Here is a 19,341-nt window from a genome sequence, read left to right as displayed (position 1 = left end):
ACTTAAGCTTCCTTGACTATGGGTTTACTAAACCACTGATAAAGCACAGGTATAACAAAAAGCGTTAGCAGGGTTGAAACTGCGAGCCCGGCAATAATAGACCAGCCCATTGGCGACCACATAGTGGAGCCTTCCAAAGTTAAAGGTAATAAACCCCCTATGGTTGTCAGGCTGGTTAATACAATGGGTGCAAGGCGCGTGACGCTTGACTCAATAATGGCTTGCTGGCGGTTTTGTCCCTCGCGCATTAACTGATTGGCAAAGTCCACCAGAATAATCGAGTTGTTCACTACTATGCCGATTAATGACGTTAAACCGATAAATGCAGTGAAGGAGAAGGTATAACCGCTTAACAATAAACCCACAAAGGCACCGCTAATCGCAAAGGGGATGGCAGCAAAAATAATCATGGGTTGACCAAATGAACGGAACTGCATTACCAGCACAGCAAAGATACCCAGTAAGGCGAAAATAAAGGCCTTGGTCATACCGGCAAAGGATTCTTTGCGGTTTTTCTGTTCGCCGCCAATGGAATAGTGCACGCCCTGTGGAAAGGAGTATTGCTCAAGCTTTTCGATAATACTGTTGGTGATGACCTCGGTCTGATAACCGTTTTTTACATCCGATGTGACATGCACCATACGTTGCAGGTTTAGATGACGAAAGCCTGGAATATCGGTAATTAACTGAATATCCGCGACCTGATTGAGTGGTATAAGTTGTCCCTGATTATTTTGCAGCGTGATTTCTGCCAGCTCTTCATATTCAGGCTCCTGATGACCTTGTTTGCGGATCACGATGGCAAAGTCTTCACCCAGTTCATCGCGATAACTGCCTGCATGATAACCACTTAAACTGGCGCGCACGGTTTGGTCTATGCTGGCAATACTCACACCCAGCAAGGCGGCTTTTTCACGGTTGATTTTAATCTGCAGATCTATTTTATTTTTGCTGACAGGGTTATCGACGTTCACTGTACCCTCGGTATCGCGCACCATTTTTTCAACATCAGCGGCGACATCACGTAATAAATTGAGATTATCGCCTTCGAGTTGGATCTCGACCGGCGCTTCACTCGGTGGGCCTTGCTGGAACTCTTTAATGGCAACTTTAACATCGGTTAATTGAGCAAAATCTTCGCGTAAGCCGGCAATAAACTGATTGGTTTTGTCCGCGTTGTAATATTTCAGTTTCACATAAAGCTGAGCAAAGTTGGGCACCTGGCGATTGGGGAAAACGTTGTAATAGATATGTGGATTACCACGGCCAATATTAAGCGCGATGCTGCTGACGATATCTTTACTACGGGTAATGTTGGCAACTTGCTCTGCCATTTGACGGGTACGTTCAAAACTACTGCCTTCCGGCATATCCACATTGATTAACAGCGACGGTTTTTCAGCTTTGGGGAACAAACTAACGCCGATATAAGGGAACAGGCTCAGGCTGCCAATAAAGATGATCAACGCCAGTATTAATACCTTAAAAGGGTTACGCAGTGACCAGTTTAACGAGCGACGATAGCCATGTTGTGCATAGTGTTCCAGCCCCCGTTGCAATAGCGGTTGTTTTTTCTTTGCTGGTTTAAGTAAATGGCTGGCTAAATAAGGTGTAAAAGCAATGGCCACTAACAAAGACGCAAAAAGGGTGAATACCACAGTGACTGGCATGGATCGCATAAAGGTACCTGAACCACTGGGTAACAATAAAATAGGGAAAAACGCCAGTATGGTAGTGAGTGTGCCGCTGGCTACCGCTAATGCGACCTGAGATGCGCCTTCCTGTGCGGCTTGTTGTGCATCCATTCCTTTATTGATTAAACGTGCAACGTTTTCGGTGACAACGATGGCATTGTCAACTAACAGACCCAGCGCAATAACCAGCCCTACAATCGACATTTGTTGCAGACCATATCCGCTCAAATCAACCCAACCGAGCGCGATTAATACGGACATGGGGATAGCCAGCACAATAACCAGTGAGGCACGCATACCCAGTAACAGAGTGGTTAACACCCCAACCACAAACAGACCCTGCAACAGATTAATTAAAAAGCTGTTAATACGTTCTTCCACGCCAATAGATTGGTCGTGCACGGTTTGTAGCGTCAGACTATCTGGTAGTGCTGCGGTGAAGTCCTGTAGTTGATGATTAACATCGGCCAGTACATCAAAAATATTGCTGCCGCTACGCTGCACCACGTTAATAAATACCGCATCCTGCTGTTTAAACTTGACTCTGTATTGATCCATGCCATTGGCAATGCTGACATCGGCCACATCACTGACCCGAATCAAGTTACCATCACCCTGGGTAATCACAGTGTTGGTAATTTGGTTGAGGTTATCGAAATCACCACTGGTTCTGACACTAAAACGCCTTAGCCCAGCGTTAACATGACCAGCCGGAATATTGTAACCCGCGCCTTCAATCGCATTGATCAGCTGTGTCATCGATATATTAAGGGCTCGCATACGTTGTAAGTTAGCTCTTACTGACACTTGTTGCTCTGGTACACCGTTTATTTGTGCGCGTTTTACGCCTTTGATACTTTGCAGACGCTTTTTAAGTTTTTCTGCCCAGTAGCTAGCCTGACGATAATCCATTTGAGTAGAGGTTAATGCCAGTTGCAGAATGCTGGTTTCAGCCGGTGCGATTTTCTCAATGCTAAAACGTTGAATGCCCTGTGGTAGATCATTACGGATTCTGGCGACCGCTGAGACGACATCGTCATATTTGTCATCAGGGTCTTCGCCATATAAGAATTCAATTCTGATCAGCGCTAAACCATCTTCAATTTCTGCCCGAATAACCTTGATATCTTCCAGCTCATTTAATTCTTCTTCGATGGGATCGATGATTAGCTTTTCCATATCAATAGGATTGGTGCCGGGTAATACAGCGGTGATCATCGCGGCGGGGAAATCAAACTGAGGATCTTCCGAGCGTGGCATTGTCAGTAAAGAAATAACGCCTAATACAACAAGTAGTAATAATGTAACCAGAGAGACCTGATAGTTTTTTAAAGCAAAACGCGCCAGATTCATGGTCTGCCCATCTGCGATTGAGTGATATCAATAATCTGGCTGCCATCACTGATATAACTGGCCCCCAGACTTACAACACGTTGCCCGCTGCGCAAGCCGTCGCTAATCGCCGCATATCCTTTTTCGATAAAAGCCAGTTCCACCATGGTGCTGTGGGCAATGTTGTTTTCATCGATCACAAACAATTGTGCTTGTCGCACATTGGCACTGACCAGAGCTGAAAGTGGGATCATAGCAACCTGCTGCTGCTGCTTGGATTGAATGCTGGCATTAGCAATTAAGCCGCTATACAAAGTAAAAGCCTGAGGTGCTAATCGTAATTCAACGTCGAATAAACCATTGTTACCACTGGCGGCAGCAATCTGGCTGAGCTCGGCTGCAATCTGTTTGCCGGGGTAGGCATCCAGCGAGACATTGGCAGTATCTCCCAACTGTAAATGCACCAGCTGTTTATCGGTCACCGAGGCGCGCAGTACCCAGCCCTGAGTTTTGCTGCTAACAATAAAAGCCGCTTGTTGCGGGCTAACCATTTGATTAAGTTCGATATTACGCTTTAGCACTACACCGTCACTGGTTGCTTTAATTTGTGCATGTTTTTGATTGAACCGGGCTATTTGCAGATTACTGCGTGCGACCTCGAGCTGGGTTTGAACTGCTTGTAATTGCTCTTCACTGATAACGTTGTCTTTATACAACTGCTTAAAACGCTTTAAATTAGCCAGGTTGTTATCGTATAGCGCCTGACTTTGCGCTACCTGCGCCTGTATTTCTGCAGTGTCCAGTTTTGCGAGTATCTGACCGGCTTTTACGGGCTGACCTTCTTCTGCATCTATGCTGGCAACTACGCCGGAAATTTTAAAGGACAAGGGTTGCTGCGCTTTACTCACCAGCTTACCGGTTACCTTAATTTGCTGTTGATAAGGTTCAAACTCGACCTTGATGGTCTGGACTTTGTTTTGTGCCTGTAGTGCAAAGCTGCATACAACTGCCAGGGCAAAAATAGATGTTCTGAAAGATAAAGGACGCATGGATATAACAAATGTATTCAGTGATTACATTTACGGTAAATTAATATGTAGTCAGTGTCAACATTTGTGCTTAATTATTAATCATGCAAACTATTATGGATAACTTTATTGTATATTTGTTGTTTTAGTCCTTTTGATTTGAATTAATCCCGACAATAATAGGAAAAACAAATAATTAAACCTTTGGCAATGCATTCAAAATATTGTGGTCAAATCACCGGAATGTCTCAGTAGTCCGTCATGCAATATCGTTCGATAATAAGAATACTTGGATTACTGGTTGCGCTGTTTAGCGTCACCATGGTGCCGCCTGCATTTATATCCGTGGTATTTGGTGACGGTGGCGGTTTGCCTTTTGTTTTGGCTTTTTTCCTCTGTTTGCTGACTGGTTTAGCTTTTTGGTATCCCAACCGCGATTTCAAACGTGATCTAAAAGCCCGAGAAGGTTTTTTGATTGTGGTGTTGTTCTGGACTGTACTGGCCAGTTTTGGTGCTTTGCCACTGATATTGCTGGAACAACCGCATCTTACGCTTACCGATGCTTTTTTTGAGTCTTTCTCCGGGTTAACCACCACCGGAGCAACGGTTATTCAGGGTATTGATTATTTGCCTAAAGCCATCCTGTTTTATCGCCAGCAATTGCAGTGGCTGGGTGGCATGGGGATCATTGTATTAGCGGTCGCTATTTTGCCTATCCTGGGGGTAGGGGGCATGCAGCTTTATCGTGCTGAAACACCGGGGCCGGTGAAAGATTCCAAAATGACACCGCGTATTGCCGATACTGCCAAACACCTTTGGTATATTTATCTTGGTCTTACAATAGCCTGTAGCTTGAGTTACTGGGCAGCTGGCATGGGCTGGTTTGATGCGGTGTGTCATGCCTTTTCGACTATTGCGATTGGTGGATTTTCTACTCACGATGCCAGTATGGGCTACTTTGATAGCGGGTTAATCAATATTATCTGCTCAGTATTTTTGTGGATTGCAGCATTAAATTTTGCATTGCACTATGCAGCGGTGAGCAACCGTTCGTTAAAGAACTATTTGCAGGATCCCGAGCTTAGAGCCTTCTTTTTTATCCAGTTTATTCTGATTGCCATCTGTTTCGCGGTGCTGATGCAGCACAATATTTATGAGGATGCCGGTACTACTTTTGACCATGCAATCTTTCAGGCGGTGTCGATTAGTACCACAGCGGGTTTTGCTACAGATAGCTTTTCTGAGTGGCCGGTGTTTTTACCAATTATCCTGATTTTTGCCAGTTTTATTGGCGGTTGTGCGGGATCTACCGGTGGGGGGATGAAAGTGATCCGCATTGTTCTGTTGTATATCCAGGGCATGCGCGAAGTTAATCGCTTAATTCACCCTAAAGCGGTTTATGCGGTTAAGCTGGGTAACAGAGCGTTACCCGATAAAGTAGTGGATGCGGTTTGGGGCTTTTTCTCTGCTTATGCGGTGGTTTTTGTGGTGATCATGCTGTGTTTAATTGCCACTGGTATGGATGATGTTACTGCATTTTCAGCCACCGCCGCGTGTTTAAATAACCTGGGTCCTGGAATTAATGAAGTTGCATCACATTATGGTGATGTGTCGGATACCGGTAAATGGCTTTTGATCTCCGCTATGTTATTTGGTCGTCTGGAAGTGTTTTCGTTATTGGTGCTGTTTACCCCGGCGTTCTGGCGTAACTAAGCTTAATATAGTGACACTTTTAACCAAAAAAGAACGCACTGGGCTGGAATAACTTCTCCACATCATTCACGTATTTTTTATCTACTAAAAACATGATGACATGATCGTTAGGGTGAATAACGGTATCTGAGTGGGCAATTATTACTTCTTCTTTGTGCCCCAAAGACTCAATCATTTTATTGGAATGCACCACCAGTGGTTCTGCTTTACGCACAATGGCACCTATGGTTGTGCCGGGTGGTAGTTTGATTTGTTTAATCTGACGACCAATGACTTTTGAGGTTTTTTCATCGCCATGGGCGATAACTTCAATTGCTTCGGCTGCTCCGCGGCGTAATGAATATACATTTACAATGTCACCACGGCGCACATGAGTTAGCAATGCTGAAATAGTGGCTTGTTGAGGCGATACCGCGATATCAATTTCGCCACCCTGCACCAAATCCACATAGGCACCACGTTGAATCAGTACGATGGTTTTTTGCACCCCCATGCGCTTGGCCAACATGGCTGACATGATATTGGCTTCGTCATCATTGGTCACCGCAATAAACACATCGGATTGCTCAATGTGCTCTTCGCTTAGTAACTCCTGATCCGAGGCATCGCCGTTAAATACCAGCGTATTATTCAGTACAGAGGATAAATAATTGGCTTGCTTAGCTGAGCGCTCAATCAGTTTGACGTTGTGGTTTTTTTCCAGTTGTTTGGCAAGGCCTGCACCGATTAAACCGCCGCCGGCAATCATGATACGTTTGTAGCTGGATTCGAGTTTTTGCAACTCACTCATTACGGCACGGATATGTTTGGTGGCGGCGATGAAAAACACTTCATCATCCGCTTCAATCACTGTGGTACCCAGTGGACGAATAGGGCGCCCACGACGATAGATAGCTGCAACGCGGGTTTCCACGTTGGGCATATGTTCTTTTAAGGTGGAAAGCGCATGGCCTACCAACAAACCGCCATAATAGGCTTTTACTGCTACCAGGCTAACTTTTCCTTCGGCAAATTCCACTACCTGTAATGCACCGGGGTAATCAATTAACCGGCGAATGGCCTGAGTAACCAATTGTTCAGGGGCAATAAGGTGATCGACGGGTACATCGGAATTTTTAAATAATTGGGCCTGATAATTTAGATATTGCTCTGAGCGAATACGGGCAATTTTGGTTGGTGTTTTATACAAGCTATAGGCGACCTGACAGGCCATCATATTGGTTTCGTCGGAATTGGTTACCGCAATTAACATATCGGCATCTTCAGCACCGGCCTGTTTTAAAATATCCGGATGAGAGGCGGTGCCAACCACTACTTGCAGGTCGAGTCTGTCCTGAATATTACTCAAGGTGTCGGCATTGGAATCGATAACGGTGATTTCATTTTGCTCACCCACCAGATTTTCCGCCAAGGTGGCGCCTACTTGTCCGGCACCCAGAATAATAATTTTCATTTGTTATCTAACTCGTTGAACTAATAACATTATTGTGACTTTAGCAGCATGCAATAATAGAAACCATCCATTTGCGATTCACCCGGCAGAATTTGTCTTCCCGGCGGGTCACCATGCTGAGTGGTTGCACCTAAACTGGCATCTTTATGACGTTGCAAAAATGCACTGATTTGCTGATGATTTTCCTTTGGCAAAATCGAGCAGGTGGCGTATAGCATTGAGCCACCCGGTTTAAGTAACGGCCACATGGCATCCATGATTTTGCTTTGTAATTGCACCAGTTCGTCTATGTCTTTGGCTTTACGTAACCATTTTATATCCGGATGACGCCGAATAACCCCCGTGGCAGAGCAGGGGGCATCCAGCAAGATGCGATCGAATTGTCGACCATCCCACCATTTATCTGGCGAGGCTGCATCTGCACATAAAAGATCTGCGTTTAGTTGTAACCGTTGCAGGTTTTCAGCGATTCGATCTAAGCGACTTTGGTCCACATCCAGCGCGATGCATTCCTGTAGATTTGGCTGGCGCTCCAGTATGTGACAGGTTTTACCCCCGGGCGCCGCGCAGGCATCGAGAATTCGCTCGTTAGGCTGTGCATCCAGTAAAGCCGCAGCCATTTGCGCAGCGCCATCCTGCACTGCAAACCAGCCTTGCTGATAGCCGGGGAGCTGGGTGATATCACCGGCGCGCGGCAGAATTATTGCCTCTGCGTGCTCCGCACTTAAACTAAATTCCACCTGCTGTTCGCTAAGTTGTTTAGCGTAGTCTTGCACAGTAATTTGGCGTTGATTAACTCTAAGCCAGATAGGTGCTTGTTGGTGCATAGCATCAACCAATACGCCCAGCTTTTCCGGATAATGTTGTTCAACTTGTTTATACAACCAATTGGGCAAACCGGATTTGATTTGTGCATTGTCTGGAGTGTGTGTGGCTAAATCCTGCCGAATAAAATTGCGTAAGACCGCATTAACCAGCCCTTTTAAGCTTTGCACTTTTAAAGACTGACATGCTGATACCGTTTCAGCGACTGCTGCGTGAGTGGAAACCCGTGAAAAAGCCAGCTGATAAATACCGAGTAAAATGACAAATTCAGCGACCTTATTTTTGCCTTTAAGTGGTTTTTCCAGTAGTTGTCGCATCCAGAATTGCAGCAGCGGTAACTGACGCAATACGCCAAATACCATTTGCTGGATCCAGGCTTTATCTTTATCGCTGAATTTTTGTTGTTCAGCCGGCAGGATCTCACGTAGTGACAGGCCATTTTCCAATACCTGCATCAGGATAAAGGCACTACTGGCACGGGTATTGGCGTGTTTCAAGATAACTGAGTTCCTGTGCTGAACCAGTCTTGTCTGGCATTAAGAATATCCGCTGCCGACATTGGCTTTTTACCGGGGATTTGTAGTTGTGTAATACACAGCGCCTGATTATCACCCGTCGCAATCACAATACCGTTTTTATCAGCTTGCAAAATAGTGCCAGGTTGTCCGCTTTGTTGCACAACCTTGGCTTGCCATACTTTAATGGCATTGTCTTGCAACATAAAAAACGCCACTGGCCATGGATTAAATGCACGAACATTTCGCTCCAGTTGTTCGGCGCTCAGTTGCCAGTCAATTTGTGCTTCAGCTTTGCATAACTTTTCTGCGTAAGTGGCTAACTCGTTGTCCTGAGCAATCGCTTGAATATTGTTAATGTTTTCTAGCGTGTCCAGCAAAGCATTTGGACCAAGTTCCGCCAGTTTGTCATAAAGACTGGCACTGGTATCGGTTGCTTCAATCTCAATTTCGGCTTTAGTTAGCATGGCGCCGGTATCTAAACCTTTGTCCATTTGCATTATGGTTACGCCGGTTTTTTTATCACCCGCCCAGATTGACCGCTGAATGGGCGCCGCGCCGCGCCACGCCGGTAATAAAGAGCCATGTACATTAAGGCAACCCAAGCGGGGGGTATCCAAAACTATTTGAGGCAGAATCAGACCATAAGCAACCACCACCATAATATCGGCATCGATGGCTGCTAATTCTTGTTGGGCCTCTGCCGTTTTTAAACTTTGAGGCTGATAAACCGCAAGTTTATGTTCGAGCGCGAGTTGTTTTACGGCGCTGGCTTGCAGCTTTTTACCGCGTCCTGCAGGACGATCTGGCTGGCTGTATACAGCGACAACCTCATGCTGTGAATCGATTAACGCTTGCAGATGTTTGGCGGCAAAATCCGGGGTACCGGCAAAGATGACTTTAAGTGCATTTTCCATGTATCGATTTTTAACCTTTGGCCGCTAGTTTGGCGTCTTTTTCCAGTTTCTTTTTGATGCGCTGGCGTTTTAACGGTGACAGGTAGTCGATAAATAAAGTGCCTTTTAAGTGATCAAGCTCGTGTTGAATACATACAGCTAATAAACCTTCAGCTGTTAATTCAAAAGGATTGCCTTCTTTATCCAGTGCTTTTACCGTGACTTTTTCGGCGCGGTCAACTTTAGCGTAGTTATTCGGAACCGATAAACAACCTTCCTCACTGATGGTAGAACCTTCCTTGTGAGTAATCTCCGGGTTAATAAAAACCAGTGGGTTGTCTTGTTCTTCTGCCACATTCATGACGACCACACGTTTGTGTACATTCACTTGTGTCGCAGCCAGTCCAATGCCTTTTTCGTCATACATGGTTTCAAACATGTCACTGACAAGTTGTTGAATATCTTCGTCAACTTTATCAACTGGTTTCGCGATAGTGCGTAAACGTTCGTCGGGAAATCTAAGTACTTCTAATATTGCCATTTATTTATTCAGCTACAATTGGTTAGTATTAAATTGTATACGATCCATTTTACGGATGTATTTACTCTTTACATTTGCCCGCTATTCTAGCGTATATGGCGGGATATACCCAATAGACTTAATCGGCAACAGTCTGATCCCGATGAATAGAGATAAATCACTGGAATATTAAGGGGATACCTATGAAGGCAAGACTGGCAAAGTGGTTGCTGTTGCTTATCAGCATTCCTGGCTTGTGTATTGCTGCCAGCGTTAAACCAGACGCACCCGAAACCTATACGGTTAAAAAAGGCGATACCTTGTGGGATATATCCAGCATGTATCTGGATAAGCCCTGGCAGTGGCCGGAATTGTGGCGCAACAATACTAATATTGTTAACCCTCATCTTATCTATCCCGGCGATATTCTAACTTTGGTGATCAATCAGCACGGTGAGGCTGAATTAGCGCTTAATCGCAGTCCGGAAGTAACAAAGCCGCTAATTAAATTATCTCCACAAGGCAAAAGAGTTAAAAAAGAAGCAGAACCTGTGCCGACGTTAGCCTGGTCTGTGATTGAAAAGTTTGTAACCAAAGATCAGGTGATGAGTGAAGACGCTTTTGATGCGTTGCCGGTTGTTTTGGGGGATGCTGATGCAGGTATTCGTTTTGCCAGCGGTGATTTAGTGATTACCGATAAATTACCGGATATTGAAGGTCAATATGCGATAGTGCGCCGTGAAGGAGAGTTGATTGATCTGGATGGTAATGTGTTAGGCATTCATGCGCGTTATGTGGCTAAAGCGACATTATCGATTAACGAAAGTAAAGATATGACTTTGGTCAATGTGACTGATTCACAGTTTGAAGCAAACCGTGGCGACCGTTTAATACCCTATCAGCCTACGAAACATGAAAAGGCTTTGGGTTTAGTGCCGGCTAATCAGCAAGTCGGTCATATTCTGACGAATCTCAAACAATACCAGTTGATGGGTAAATATGACGTTGTGGCACTTGATCTGGGGCGTGATGATGTGGTGCCTGGTACGGTGATGGGCGTGTATACACAAGGTCCGGCAATCAATGCATCTAAAAATCCTACCTATAAGGGTGAGACATCCTGGTTAGACAGTATTTTTGAATTTGCTGATGAAAAGCAGCAACCTGCGATAAAAGTAGGCGAATTAGTGGTGTTTAACGTTTTTGAAAACAGCAGCTATGCTTTGATTACCCGTTCAGCCAAAGTGATTAAAAGGGGAGCCATTGTTGCCCACCCCTAGGGAGGGTAAATGATATCGGATATCGAGTTCACTTTATGGATTACACTGCAACAAATACCAGAATGTGGTCCATCCCGTATACATAAGTTACTGAAGGCTGCCAATGGCGACATTGCGCAGCTTTTTAATGCCAGTGACAGCTGGCTGAAATTGCAGGGATTATCGGACCCTCAGCTACAATCATTGCGGCATCCTACCCAATCCATTGTCGATAAATGCTTAGTTTGGTTACACGCCAGCGATAATCATCATTTTATTCCCGTTACAAGTCAGCAATATCCACAGCAATTAAAACAAATCAGTCAGGCTCCGGCAGGACTGTTTGTGTGTGGTAATTCAGACATTTTATCTTTAGCGCAGTTGGCCGTTATTGGCAGCAGAGCACCGACACAGGCAGGTAAAGAAGTGGCGCGTTCGCTGGCAGCTGATTTAAGTGAAAGTGGCTGGATTATTACCAGTGGATTGGCAACCGGTATTGATGGATGTGCACATCAAGGGGCTGTAATGGCACATCAACCTACTATTGCAGTACTGGGCACTGGGGTTGATATTGTGTATCCTCGCCGCCATATAAAGCTTGTTGAGCAAATCATTGAAACTGGCGGCACCTTATTGTCGGAGTTTTTGCCGGGTACACAAGCTAAAGCGCATCACTTTCCGCGTCGGAATCGGATTATTGCTGGCTTGTCTAAAGGAGTATTGGTGGTTGAAGCAACTGTTAAAAGTGGTTCTTTGATCACCTGTAAATATGCATTGGAACAGGATAGGGAAGTGTTTGCTGTTCCGGGTAATATCAGGAATCCTCAATCGAAAGGTTGTCACTTTTTAATTAAACGTGGTGCTAAGCTGGTTGAAGAGGTTGAGGATATAAATGAAGAATTTCAAAACCTTAGTTTTAACGGGGCTGAAACAGCCTCAAAAAATCGTAAAAAAAGTACAGAGCAAAGCTTGGCAACCGATAAATTGTTAGATAGTGTTGATTATGAAGCTACAGCCATAGATGTAGTAGCTGAGCGCAGTGGGCTGCCGATACAAGTAGTGACAGCAACACTATTAGAATATGAACTGCGTGGGTTAGTATCCGCCACCTCCGGTGGATACATTAGACTGAGGGGTTAGTGTGATGTTTGATATCCTCATGTATTTGTTTGAAAACTTTATTCATAGTGAAACGGAAATCCGGGTAGATCAGGATGAACTGACCGATGAGCTAATTCGTGCTGGGTTTCACCATGATGAAATCTACAAAGCCTTAGCTTGGTTGGAAAAACTGGCTGCTCTGCAGGAAACCGATACCACACCTTATCTCGCGAAAGCATCAATTACACCTGTTACGCGCATTTACACTCAGGAAGAGGAAATGCAGCTCGATGTAACCAGTCGTGGGTTTTTGATGTTTCTTGAACAGATCAATGTGCTCGATCCGTCTACCCGTGAAATGGTTATCGACAGAGTAATGGAAATTGATTCCGCTGAGTTCTGCTTGGAAGATCTCAAGTGGGTAGTGTTAATGGTATTGTTTAATGTGCCTGGCAAAGAAAACGCTTACGATCAGATGGAAGATCTGTTGTTTGAAGAGCCGGAAGGGCCATTACACTAAATAAATTTCTGTATAGACAGGCTTAAATACTAAGCCCGTGTCGAAATGGTACGCTGGTCGTACTGGTGATTTCGACTCCCTAATTTAAGGTCAGCAGTGTCCAGAATTGATCATTCCCTTTTTAATGCTTCTCAACATGATATGAGTGATGCTTTGGGCACTTGTCCTAAGTGCGACGGTGCCCTGGCGATTAAACACGGTAAAAAGGGTGCGTTTATTGGCTGTACCCATTACCCGGAATGTGATTTCGCTAAACCTTTGCATGAGCATGAAGAAAGCGTCATTAAAGTGATAGATGGATCTGTATGTCCTGAGTGTGGTGCTGAGCTGGCGATTAAAAAAGGTCGTTATGGCATGTTTATCGGCTGTACTAATTTCCCGGCTTGCCATCATATAGAGTCAAATAAACAACAAAAAGAAACACGTTTCGATTGTCCGCAGTGTCAGCTACATCACTTGGTAAAGCGCACCAATCGCTATGGTAAAACTTTTTATGCCTGCGATGGTTATCCAAAGTGCAAATTCGCACTGAATGCCGAGCCGTTGGCCGGAAGTTGTGAAGCTTGTGGTTTTAAACTGTTATACAAAAAAGGGCAGAAGCGAGTGTGTGCTGACAAAAAATGCCAGCACGTTCAATCGGAGCCGGCACAGACTAACGATAGCAATTAAGCGCTGGAAATTGCTCTTTGCAAAGAATGCCTGCCACTTGTTGCAAGCGTAGTGCGAGCTCGGCTTTATCCTTACCGCTCACATTAATATGACCCATCTTGCGTCCAGCGCGTTTATCTTTGCCATACCAATGCATATGTAAGCTGGCAACGGTTAGTAATTCATCCGGCAGATTATCTTCACCTAAAATATTAATCATGGCTGTCGGGCGAATAAGTTTGGTGCTGCCTAAGGGTAAATTCAGCACCGCTCTTAAGTGATTTTCAAACTGGCAGGTATCCGCGCCTTGTTGCGTCCAGTGACCGGAGTTGTGAACCCTGGGGGCAATTTCATTAACCAGTAATTGATCACCAACCTGGAAAAATTCTATGGCTAACACACCCACATAATTCAGTTCTTCAGCTACTGACTTAAACATGGTTTCAGCTTGCTGCTGTATAGCGCTATCACCTTGCTCTGCCAGCGATAAGCTCAGCACACCATCCACATGAATGTTTTCGGCCAATGGGTAAAAAACAACTTCACCGCGCGCATTACGCGCACCAATTAAGGAAACTTCACGATCAAAGGGGATAAACTGTTCTGCCACTATGCCTTGTTTATCCGAACTTTGTTGTAAAAACTCAGCGATATCCTGCCATACAGGTTCAATGTCTGTGCTTTGTTTAATGCGCCACTGACCTTTGCCGTCATAACCGTCCAATGCACTTTTAAGCACTAGAGGCACACCTAATTTTTCACATGCCTGATTTAGTGAAAGTTCAGAATCAACAATAACATGACTGGCATTATTGGCGTTGGCGCGATCTAACATGGCTTTTTCCAGACGGCGATCGCCACCAATTTTGATATTGCTGCTGGCTGGCGCCAGTTTGCCACTGGCTTCGCAAATAGCCAGAATATCATGAGGAACGTGTTCAAACTCAGCCGTTACCACGTCAACGTTATCCAGTGCATGCTGCAAAGAATCATGAGTCTGTGCCAGTGTGATCGGGTGAACAACTTTCTGTGAACGAACATCAAATGCACAAACAGCAACACCCAATGGGGTGCCTGCCAGTGCCATCATTCTGGCCAGTTGGCCAGCGCCTAATACCAGTACTTTCACGTATTAACTCTCTGAAGGATCGGGGTTAGCTAAAACTGTATCGGTTTGGTTTTGGCGAAATGTATCGATTTTTGCCATCAATGCATCATCACTGGTTGCCAGAATCTGCGCAGCAAGCAATCCTGCATTAGCAGCACCAGCTTCACCAATCGCCAGCGTGCCAACGGCAACGCCTTTTGGCATTTGAACAATGGACAGTAGTGAGTCCATACCTTTAAGTGCCTTTGACTGAACCGGCACACCTAATACTGGTAAGCTGGTGAATGCCGCAGTCATGCCCGGTAAGTGCGCCGCACCGCCTGCACCAGCAATAATGACCTTAAAACCATTGTCATGTGCAGATGAGGCGAAGTCAGCTAACAGCTGAGGTGTACGGTGTGCAGAAACCACCTTAGTTTCATAATCGATGCCAAAATGATCCAGCATGTCAGCTGCCAGTTTCATGGTTGGCCAGTCGGACTTTGAGCCCATGATGATTGCTACTTTCATATTAATTCACTGTTACGGGTTGAAAATGAAAGGCGGCATTATAGCCATTTATATGGGTTGGGTGAAATGACATACAGCTCTGATGTCATATATAGATCTAATTTGCCGGGGCTTGTGGTAATCTTCCGCCAGTTTAACAGCCCATTTAAAGGTACATTGTGCAATCTGAGTCGGATCCTCATTCAGTAATTGATGTATTTAATCAAGGCGGCATTATCGCCTATCCCACAGAAGCCGTGTTTGGTCTTGGATGTGATCCGGACAACAGCGATGCTTTACAAAAGTTGCTTAACCTAAAACAGCGTCCTGCACATAAAGGTTTGATTCTGGTTGCTGCCGATTATGGGCAGTTATTGCCCTATGTTAACGACAGCGCCATTTCTCAGGATAAACGTTTTGCTGTTTTTTCGCGCTGGCCAGGGCCTGTGACCTGGTTATTACCCAAATCTGACAGAGTATTGCCGTTGTTAAGTGGTGAGTCAGATAAAATCGCAGTGCGCGTTCCAGCATTTGAGCCGGTGCGGGAGTTGTGTAGACAACTAGGTAAACCTATCGTCTCGACCAGCGCTAACCTATCTGGATTAGAGCCAGCTCGCACCACGGAAGAGCTTTATGCGCAATTTAACGATCAGCTAGATTTTGTGGTTGATCAGCCTGTGGGTGGCAATGCATCGCCCAGTACTATATTTGACGCCGCTACCGGCCAGCAGTTGAGGTAATTCATGTCTGTACCCGATATTGATCAGGTCATTCGATTTTTTCACAAACTTCAGGATAACATTTGCCAAACTCTGGAGCTGGTCGATGGTAAAGGTCACTTTATAGAAGACGACTGGCAGCGCGAAGAAGGCGGTGGTGGTCGCACACGTGTGATGCGTGGTGGTAAAGTGATAGAGCAGGGGGGAGTGAATTTTTCTCATGTGTTTGGGGATAAAATGCCCGCATCGGCTACAGCTCACCGCCCAGAGCTCGCAGGCCGCCGCTTTCAGGCCTGTGGCGTATCACTGGTCATTCATCCGGAAAACCCCAATGTACCGACATCCCATGCCAACGTACGCTTTTTTATCGCAGAAAAAGACGGTGAAGAGCCGGTCTGGTGGTTTGGTGGTGGTTTTGATTTAACACCTTTTTATCCTCAGCATGAAGACGTCCTGCACTGGCATAAAACCGCAAAAGAGTTGTGTCAGCCTTTTGGTGACAATGTTTATTCAGATTACAAAAAGTGGTGTGATGAATACTTCTATTTAAAACATCGCGATGAAACCCGTGGTGTAGGTGGTTTATTTTTTGATGACTTGCATGAGTGGGGCTTTGAGCGCTGTTTTGAATTTGTGCAGGCGGTGGGCAATGGTTATCTGGATGCGTATGTGCCTATAGTCGAAAAGCGTAAAGCTATGTGCTGGGAGCAACAACAAAGAGACTTTCAGCTGTATCGTCGTGGACGTTATGTGGAATTCAATCTGGTATTTGACCGTGGCACCTTGTTTGGATTGCAAAGTGGTGGTCGAACTGAGTCGATATTAATGTCGATGCCGCCATTGGCGCGTTGGGAATATATGTATCAACCACAACCGAGTAGCCGGGAAGAGGATCTGTATAAACACTATTTAATCCCAAGAGACTGGTTGGGCGAATAGGTATAATTATGAGGTGACCTGATGTGTCACCTTTTTTATATCTGCTTAAAATAATTGGATTATTTGAATGTTAGAATTAGCTTTAAAAGGCTAAATTTGATTTATATCAGTATTTATCATTGGTGTTAGTCCGTCGGCAGTAAAACCTTGTGCTAGATCAATAGTGCTAATTCTCGCTGCCATAAAATTACCTCAACAAAAAATAAATGAGGTAAACAAAATGACAGTGTTAAATAGAAACTCAATCACAAAAGCGTTGATAGTTGCAGGTTTGATTTCTTGGGCTGGATTCGCTAATGCAGGCGACTTTATTGTTCGTGCAGGTTTAACTACCGTTGCACCACAGGTTGATAGCAGCAATGTTACTGTTGACGGTGTAGGTAATGTGGGTATGGGGGTGGATGTAGATAACAACACTCAGCTTGGATTAAATTTCGTTTATAGATACAACGCCAACTGGGCTTTAGAAGTGTTGGCGGCGACTCCGTTTAAACACGATATCACGTTAGAGCACACAACTGACAATGAGTTAGGTTTGGGGGATGGCACTCTGGCCGAAACTAAACACTTACCACCCACTGTCAGCGCATTGTATTACTTTAATACTAGTAGCGAATTCCAGCCCTATGTTGGTTTGGGGGTTAACTACACCGTATTTTTCGACGAAGAATTTAAAGATGCACGTCAGCAACAAACCTTCAGCGATTTAAAACTGGATAATTCTTGGGGCTTGTCTGCACAAGTAGGTTTTGACTATGCATTAAATGATAAGTGGTTAGTTAATGCCTCTGCTCGTTACATTGATATCAATACAGAAGCAAACTTCACCGTGTTAGATTTACCAGCAAAAGTGAGCGCTGATATTGATCCATGGGTATATTCAATTACTTTGGGTTACAGATTCTAAACATAGTGGGTTAACTATGTTGGGGGAACTTAGGTTCCCCTTTTTTATGCTGTATCTGAATACTTGCGTTTGGGCAAAAGCGTGATTTCATGTAATCTCAGTACCAGTTTTTCATCGTCATAGCATTAATATGGATAAGTACGCAGTTTTTGGTAACCCTATTGTTCAAAGTAAATCCCCATTGATCCATCAACAATTTGCAAGCCAAACTGATCAGGTTATGGAGTACAGCGCAATATTGCCAGAAGTGGATGGTTTTAAGGATGCCATAAAACTGTTTATCCAATCCGGTGCTAAAGGCTGCAATGTGACCGCTCCTTTTAAGCATGATGCCTATGAAATCGCCGATGAACTTTCTGTTTATGCCAAAATGGCCGGTGCGGTTAATACCTTATCTTTTATTGATGGCCAAATAGTGGCAGACAATACTGATGGCAGAGGGTTAATTGCAGATCTGAAACATCACAAAGTTGAACTTAATAATAAACGTGTTTTATTAATTGGGGCTGGCGGCGCAGCGCGTGGTGTCTTATTACCATTAATGGACGAACAACCATCGCACTTAACTATCGTCAACCGCACCGTATCTAAAGCGCAGCAACTTGCAGATATGCTTAACAGCGAGGCGAAGGTAAACGCTGTCGGTTTTGATGAACTGGGTACACAAAGTTTTGATGTGGTGATTAATGCATCGTCATCGGGTTTATCAAAACAATTGCCTCCCGTCACCGCTAATATATTCCATAACACGTCTATTTGTTATGACATGGTTTATGGTGCAGGCCAGACGACGTTTAATCAATGGGCTGTCGATAATGGCGTTAAACGTGTGATTGATGGATTAGGCATGCTGATTGAGCAGGCTGCACTAAGTTTTCAGATATGGCGGGGAGTGAAACCCGCCACCGAGCAAATCCGCACTACGTTAAGGCAACAATTAAATTAATTGCCTTGCTCTGCTATATATTCATTTTTGAGCAAAACATAGTTCTCAGCGGACTGAGTCAGAAATGCTTTTTCTGACTCACTTAAAGGACGAGCTTGCTTAACCGGACTACCTACATATAAATAGCCACTTTCCAAAACCTTATTTGGTGGCACTAAACTGCCAGCTCCAATAATGACATCATCCTGAACTTTGGCACCATCCATTACTATTGCACCCATACCGACTAATATACGGTTACCCAGTTCACATCCATGCAACATGACTTTATGACCGACGGTAACATCTTCACCTATAATCAGAGGGAAACCTTCAGGATGAGACTTGGTTTTGCGAGTGACATGTAAAACACTACCATCCTGAACATTAGTGCGGGCACCGATACTAATATGGTTAACATCACCTCTTGCTGCTACTAAAGGCCAGATACTCACATTATCTGCTAATTTAATATCACCCACTAATACTGCACTGGGGTGAACAAAGGTATTTTTACCTAATGTAGGAAATATCTTTTTATAAGAATCTAAACTCATCGAGTGCTCTTTTGGCTGTTTTAAAGTACGAATTATAGCAAAAATGAGCGTTTAATAACAAAATTGCTCGAAACCTGCGCAAACGCACAAAAAGTTAAAAAAAAGGGTTGCGCGAATTTGTTAGATGCGTAGAATGCGCGCCACTTCGACGGGGAACGGCAACGGTCAGCGGCGAAGTTGAGATGACAAGAAA

General features: G+C 44.6%; 18 protein-coding genes. 9 read left to right on the top strand and 9 right to left on the bottom strand.

Annotated elements, in window-relative coordinates:
• Positions 1-2 precede the first annotated feature (2 nt).
• Positions 3-3,047 (bottom strand): efflux RND transporter permease subunit, encoded by a 3,045-nt coding sequence (locus H8B19_RS12085; protein WP_186507149.1) that lies wholly within the window; start codon positions 3,045-3,047, stop codon positions 3-5.
• Positions 3,044-4,075, bottom strand: a complete 1,032-nt coding sequence (locus tag H8B19_RS12080) for an efflux RND transporter periplasmic adaptor subunit (RefSeq protein WP_186507148.1) — start codon at positions 4,073-4,075, stop codon at positions 3,044-3,046. The genes H8B19_RS12085 and H8B19_RS12080 overlap by 4 nt, the downstream gene beginning before the upstream one ends.
• 240 nt (positions 4,076-4,315) lie before the next feature.
• On the opposite strand from H8B19_RS12080, the gene H8B19_RS12075 reads away from it, so the two are divergent.
• The gene (locus H8B19_RS12075; protein WP_186507147.1) at positions 4,316-5,767 is read left to right on the top strand and encodes a TrkH family potassium uptake protein; all 1,452 of its coding nucleotides are present in this window, start codon (positions 4,316-4,318) and stop codon (positions 5,765-5,767) included.
• Between the two features lie 19 nt (positions 5,768-5,786).
• Here the strand turns inward: H8B19_RS12075 and trkA are convergent, their stop codons facing one another.
• The 4 genes from trkA to def are packed head-to-tail and all read right to left on the bottom strand — an operon-like array spanning position 5,787 to position 9,997.
• Complete coding sequence (gene trkA / locus H8B19_RS12070) at positions 5,787-7,220, bottom strand: Trk system potassium transporter TrkA (protein WP_186507146.1); 1,434 nt, start codon at positions 7,218-7,220, stop codon at positions 5,787-5,789.
• A gap of 29 nt (positions 7,221-7,249) precedes the next feature.
• Positions 7,250-8,542 carry a 16S rRNA (cytosine(967)-C(5))-methyltransferase RsmB gene (gene rsmB, locus H8B19_RS12065; protein WP_277816406.1) on the bottom strand — a complete coding sequence of 431 codons (1,293 nt, stop codon included), beginning with the start codon at positions 8,540-8,542 and terminating at the stop codon, positions 7,250-7,252.
• Positions 8,539-9,477, bottom strand: coding sequence for a methionyl-tRNA formyltransferase (fmt, locus tag H8B19_RS12060; protein ID WP_186507145.1), 939 nt, complete (start codon positions 9,475-9,477; stop codon positions 8,539-8,541). Before fmt ends, rsmB begins: the two co-directional genes overlap by 4 nt.
• Before the next feature lie 10 nt (positions 9,478-9,487).
• A complete protein-coding gene (gene def, locus H8B19_RS12055) occupies positions 9,488-9,997 on the bottom strand; it encodes a peptide deformylase (RefSeq protein WP_186507144.1) in 510 nt (169 codons plus the stop codon).
• A 182-nt stretch (positions 9,998-10,179) separates the two neighbouring features.
• Here def and H8B19_RS12050 point away from each other — a divergent pair, with 182 nt between their 5' ends.
• The 4 genes from H8B19_RS12050 (at position 10,180) to H8B19_RS12035 (ending at position 13,525) form a co-directional block, all read left to right on the top strand.
• Positions 10,180-11,256: a LysM peptidoglycan-binding domain-containing protein gene (locus H8B19_RS12050; RefSeq protein WP_186507143.1), complete on the top strand. Its 1,077-nt coding sequence runs from the start codon at positions 10,180-10,182 to the stop codon at positions 11,254-11,256.
• Between the two features lie 9 nt (positions 11,257-11,265).
• Positions 11,266-12,375, top strand: coding sequence for a DNA-processing protein DprA (gene dprA / locus H8B19_RS12045; protein ID WP_186507142.1), 1,110 nt, complete (start codon positions 11,266-11,268; stop codon positions 12,373-12,375).
• Positions 12,376-12,379: 4 nt separating this feature from the next.
• Positions 12,380-12,856 carry a DUF494 family protein gene (locus H8B19_RS12040; protein ID WP_186507141.1) on the top strand — a complete coding sequence of 159 codons (477 nt, stop codon included), beginning with the start codon at positions 12,380-12,382 and terminating at the stop codon, positions 12,854-12,856.
• Between the two features lie 96 nt (positions 12,857-12,952).
• Positions 12,953-13,525 (top strand): DNA topoisomerase family protein, encoded by a 573-nt coding sequence (locus H8B19_RS12035; protein WP_338401525.1) that lies wholly within the window; start codon positions 12,953-12,955, stop codon positions 13,523-13,525.
• Here H8B19_RS12035 and H8B19_RS12030 read toward each other — a convergent pair.
• Both H8B19_RS12030 and purE read right to left on the bottom strand, forming a co-directional pair.
• Complete coding sequence (locus tag H8B19_RS12030) at positions 13,509-14,633, bottom strand: 5-(carboxyamino)imidazole ribonucleotide synthase (protein ID WP_186507140.1); 1,125 nt, start codon at positions 14,631-14,633, stop codon at positions 13,509-13,511. The two genes, H8B19_RS12035 and H8B19_RS12030, sit on opposite strands and share 17 nt — an antisense overlap.
• Before the next feature lie 3 nt (positions 14,634-14,636).
• On the bottom strand, positions 14,637-15,122 hold the full coding sequence (purE, locus tag H8B19_RS12025) for a 5-(carboxyamino)imidazole ribonucleotide mutase (protein WP_186507139.1): 486 nt from the start codon (positions 15,120-15,122) through the stop codon (positions 14,637-14,639).
• 158 nt (positions 15,123-15,280) lie between these two features.
• On the opposite strand from purE, the gene tsaC reads away from it, so the two are divergent.
• From tsaC to aroE, 4 genes are all read left to right on the top strand, one after another.
• Positions 15,281-15,841 (top strand): L-threonylcarbamoyladenylate synthase type 1 TsaC, encoded by a 561-nt coding sequence (gene tsaC, locus H8B19_RS12020; RefSeq protein ID WP_186507138.1) that lies wholly within the window; start codon positions 15,281-15,283, stop codon positions 15,839-15,841.
• 3 nt (positions 15,842-15,844) lie between these two features.
• Complete coding sequence (gene hemF / locus H8B19_RS12015; RefSeq protein WP_186507137.1) at positions 15,845-16,759, top strand: oxygen-dependent coproporphyrinogen oxidase; 915 nt, start codon at positions 15,845-15,847, stop codon at positions 16,757-16,759.
• Between the two features lie 220 nt (positions 16,760-16,979).
• Positions 16,980-17,666, top strand: a complete 687-nt coding sequence (locus H8B19_RS12010; protein WP_186507136.1) for an OmpW/AlkL family protein — start codon at positions 16,980-16,982, stop codon at positions 17,664-17,666.
• A 130-nt stretch (positions 17,667-17,796) separates the two neighbouring features.
• Positions 17,797-18,612: a shikimate dehydrogenase gene (aroE, locus tag H8B19_RS12005; RefSeq protein ID WP_186507135.1), complete on the top strand. Its 816-nt coding sequence runs from the start codon at positions 17,797-17,799 to the stop codon at positions 18,610-18,612.
• Here the strand turns inward: aroE and H8B19_RS12000 are convergent.
• Positions 18,609-19,148, bottom strand: coding sequence for a gamma carbonic anhydrase family protein (locus tag H8B19_RS12000; protein ID WP_186507134.1), 540 nt, complete (start codon positions 19,146-19,148; stop codon positions 18,609-18,611). The genes aroE and H8B19_RS12000 overlap by 4 nt on opposite strands.
• Between the last annotated feature and the right edge of the window lie 193 nt (positions 19,149-19,341).

The sequence above is a fragment of the Neptunicella marina genome (assembly GCF_014270035.1).
Classification (GTDB): Bacteria; Pseudomonadota; Gammaproteobacteria; order Enterobacterales; family Alteromonadaceae; genus Neptunicella; species Neptunicella marina.
This window is presented reverse-complemented; position numbering and strand designations above follow the sequence as displayed.

Excerpts from the sequence above, each read along its gene's own strand:
- H8B19_RS12085 (WP_186507149.1), bottom strand. The coding sequence starts at position 3,047 with ATGAATCTGGCGCGTTTTGCTTTAAAAAACTATCAGGTCTCTCTGGTT.
- H8B19_RS12080 (WP_186507148.1), bottom strand. The coding sequence starts at position 4,075 with ATGCGTCCTTTATCTTTCAGAACATCTATTTTTGCCCTGGCAGTTGTA.
- H8B19_RS12075 (WP_186507147.1), top strand. The coding sequence starts at position 4,316 with ATGCAATATCGTTCGATAATAAGAATACTTGGATTACTGGTTGCGCTG.
- trkA (WP_186507146.1), bottom strand. The coding sequence starts at position 7,220 with ATGAAAATTATTATTCTGGGTGCCGGACAAGTAGGCGCCACCTTGGCG.
- fmt (WP_186507145.1), bottom strand. The coding sequence starts at position 9,477 with ATGGAAAATGCACTTAAAGTCATCTTTGCCGGTACCCCGGATTTTGCC.
- def (WP_186507144.1), bottom strand. The coding sequence starts at position 9,997 with ATGGCAATATTAGAAGTACTTAGATTTCCCGACGAACGTTTACGCACT.
- H8B19_RS12050 (WP_186507143.1), top strand. The coding sequence starts at position 10,180 with ATGAAGGCAAGACTGGCAAAGTGGTTGCTGTTGCTTATCAGCATTCCT.
- dprA (WP_186507142.1), top strand. The coding sequence starts at position 11,266 with ATGATATCGGATATCGAGTTCACTTTATGGATTACACTGCAACAAATA.
- H8B19_RS12040 (WP_186507141.1), top strand. The coding sequence starts at position 12,380 with ATGTTTGATATCCTCATGTATTTGTTTGAAAACTTTATTCATAGTGAA.
- purE (WP_186507139.1), bottom strand. The coding sequence starts at position 15,122 with ATGAAAGTAGCAATCATCATGGGCTCAAAGTCCGACTGGCCAACCATG.
- hemF (WP_186507137.1), top strand. The coding sequence starts at position 15,845 with ATGTCTGTACCCGATATTGATCAGGTCATTCGATTTTTTCACAAACTT.
- H8B19_RS12010 (WP_186507136.1), top strand. The coding sequence starts at position 16,980 with ATGACAGTGTTAAATAGAAACTCAATCACAAAAGCGTTGATAGTTGCA.
- aroE (WP_186507135.1), top strand. The coding sequence starts at position 17,797 with ATGGATAAGTACGCAGTTTTTGGTAACCCTATTGTTCAAAGTAAATCC.
- H8B19_RS12000 (WP_186507134.1), bottom strand. The coding sequence starts at position 19,148 with ATGAGTTTAGATTCTTATAAAAAGATATTTCCTACATTAGGTAAAAAT.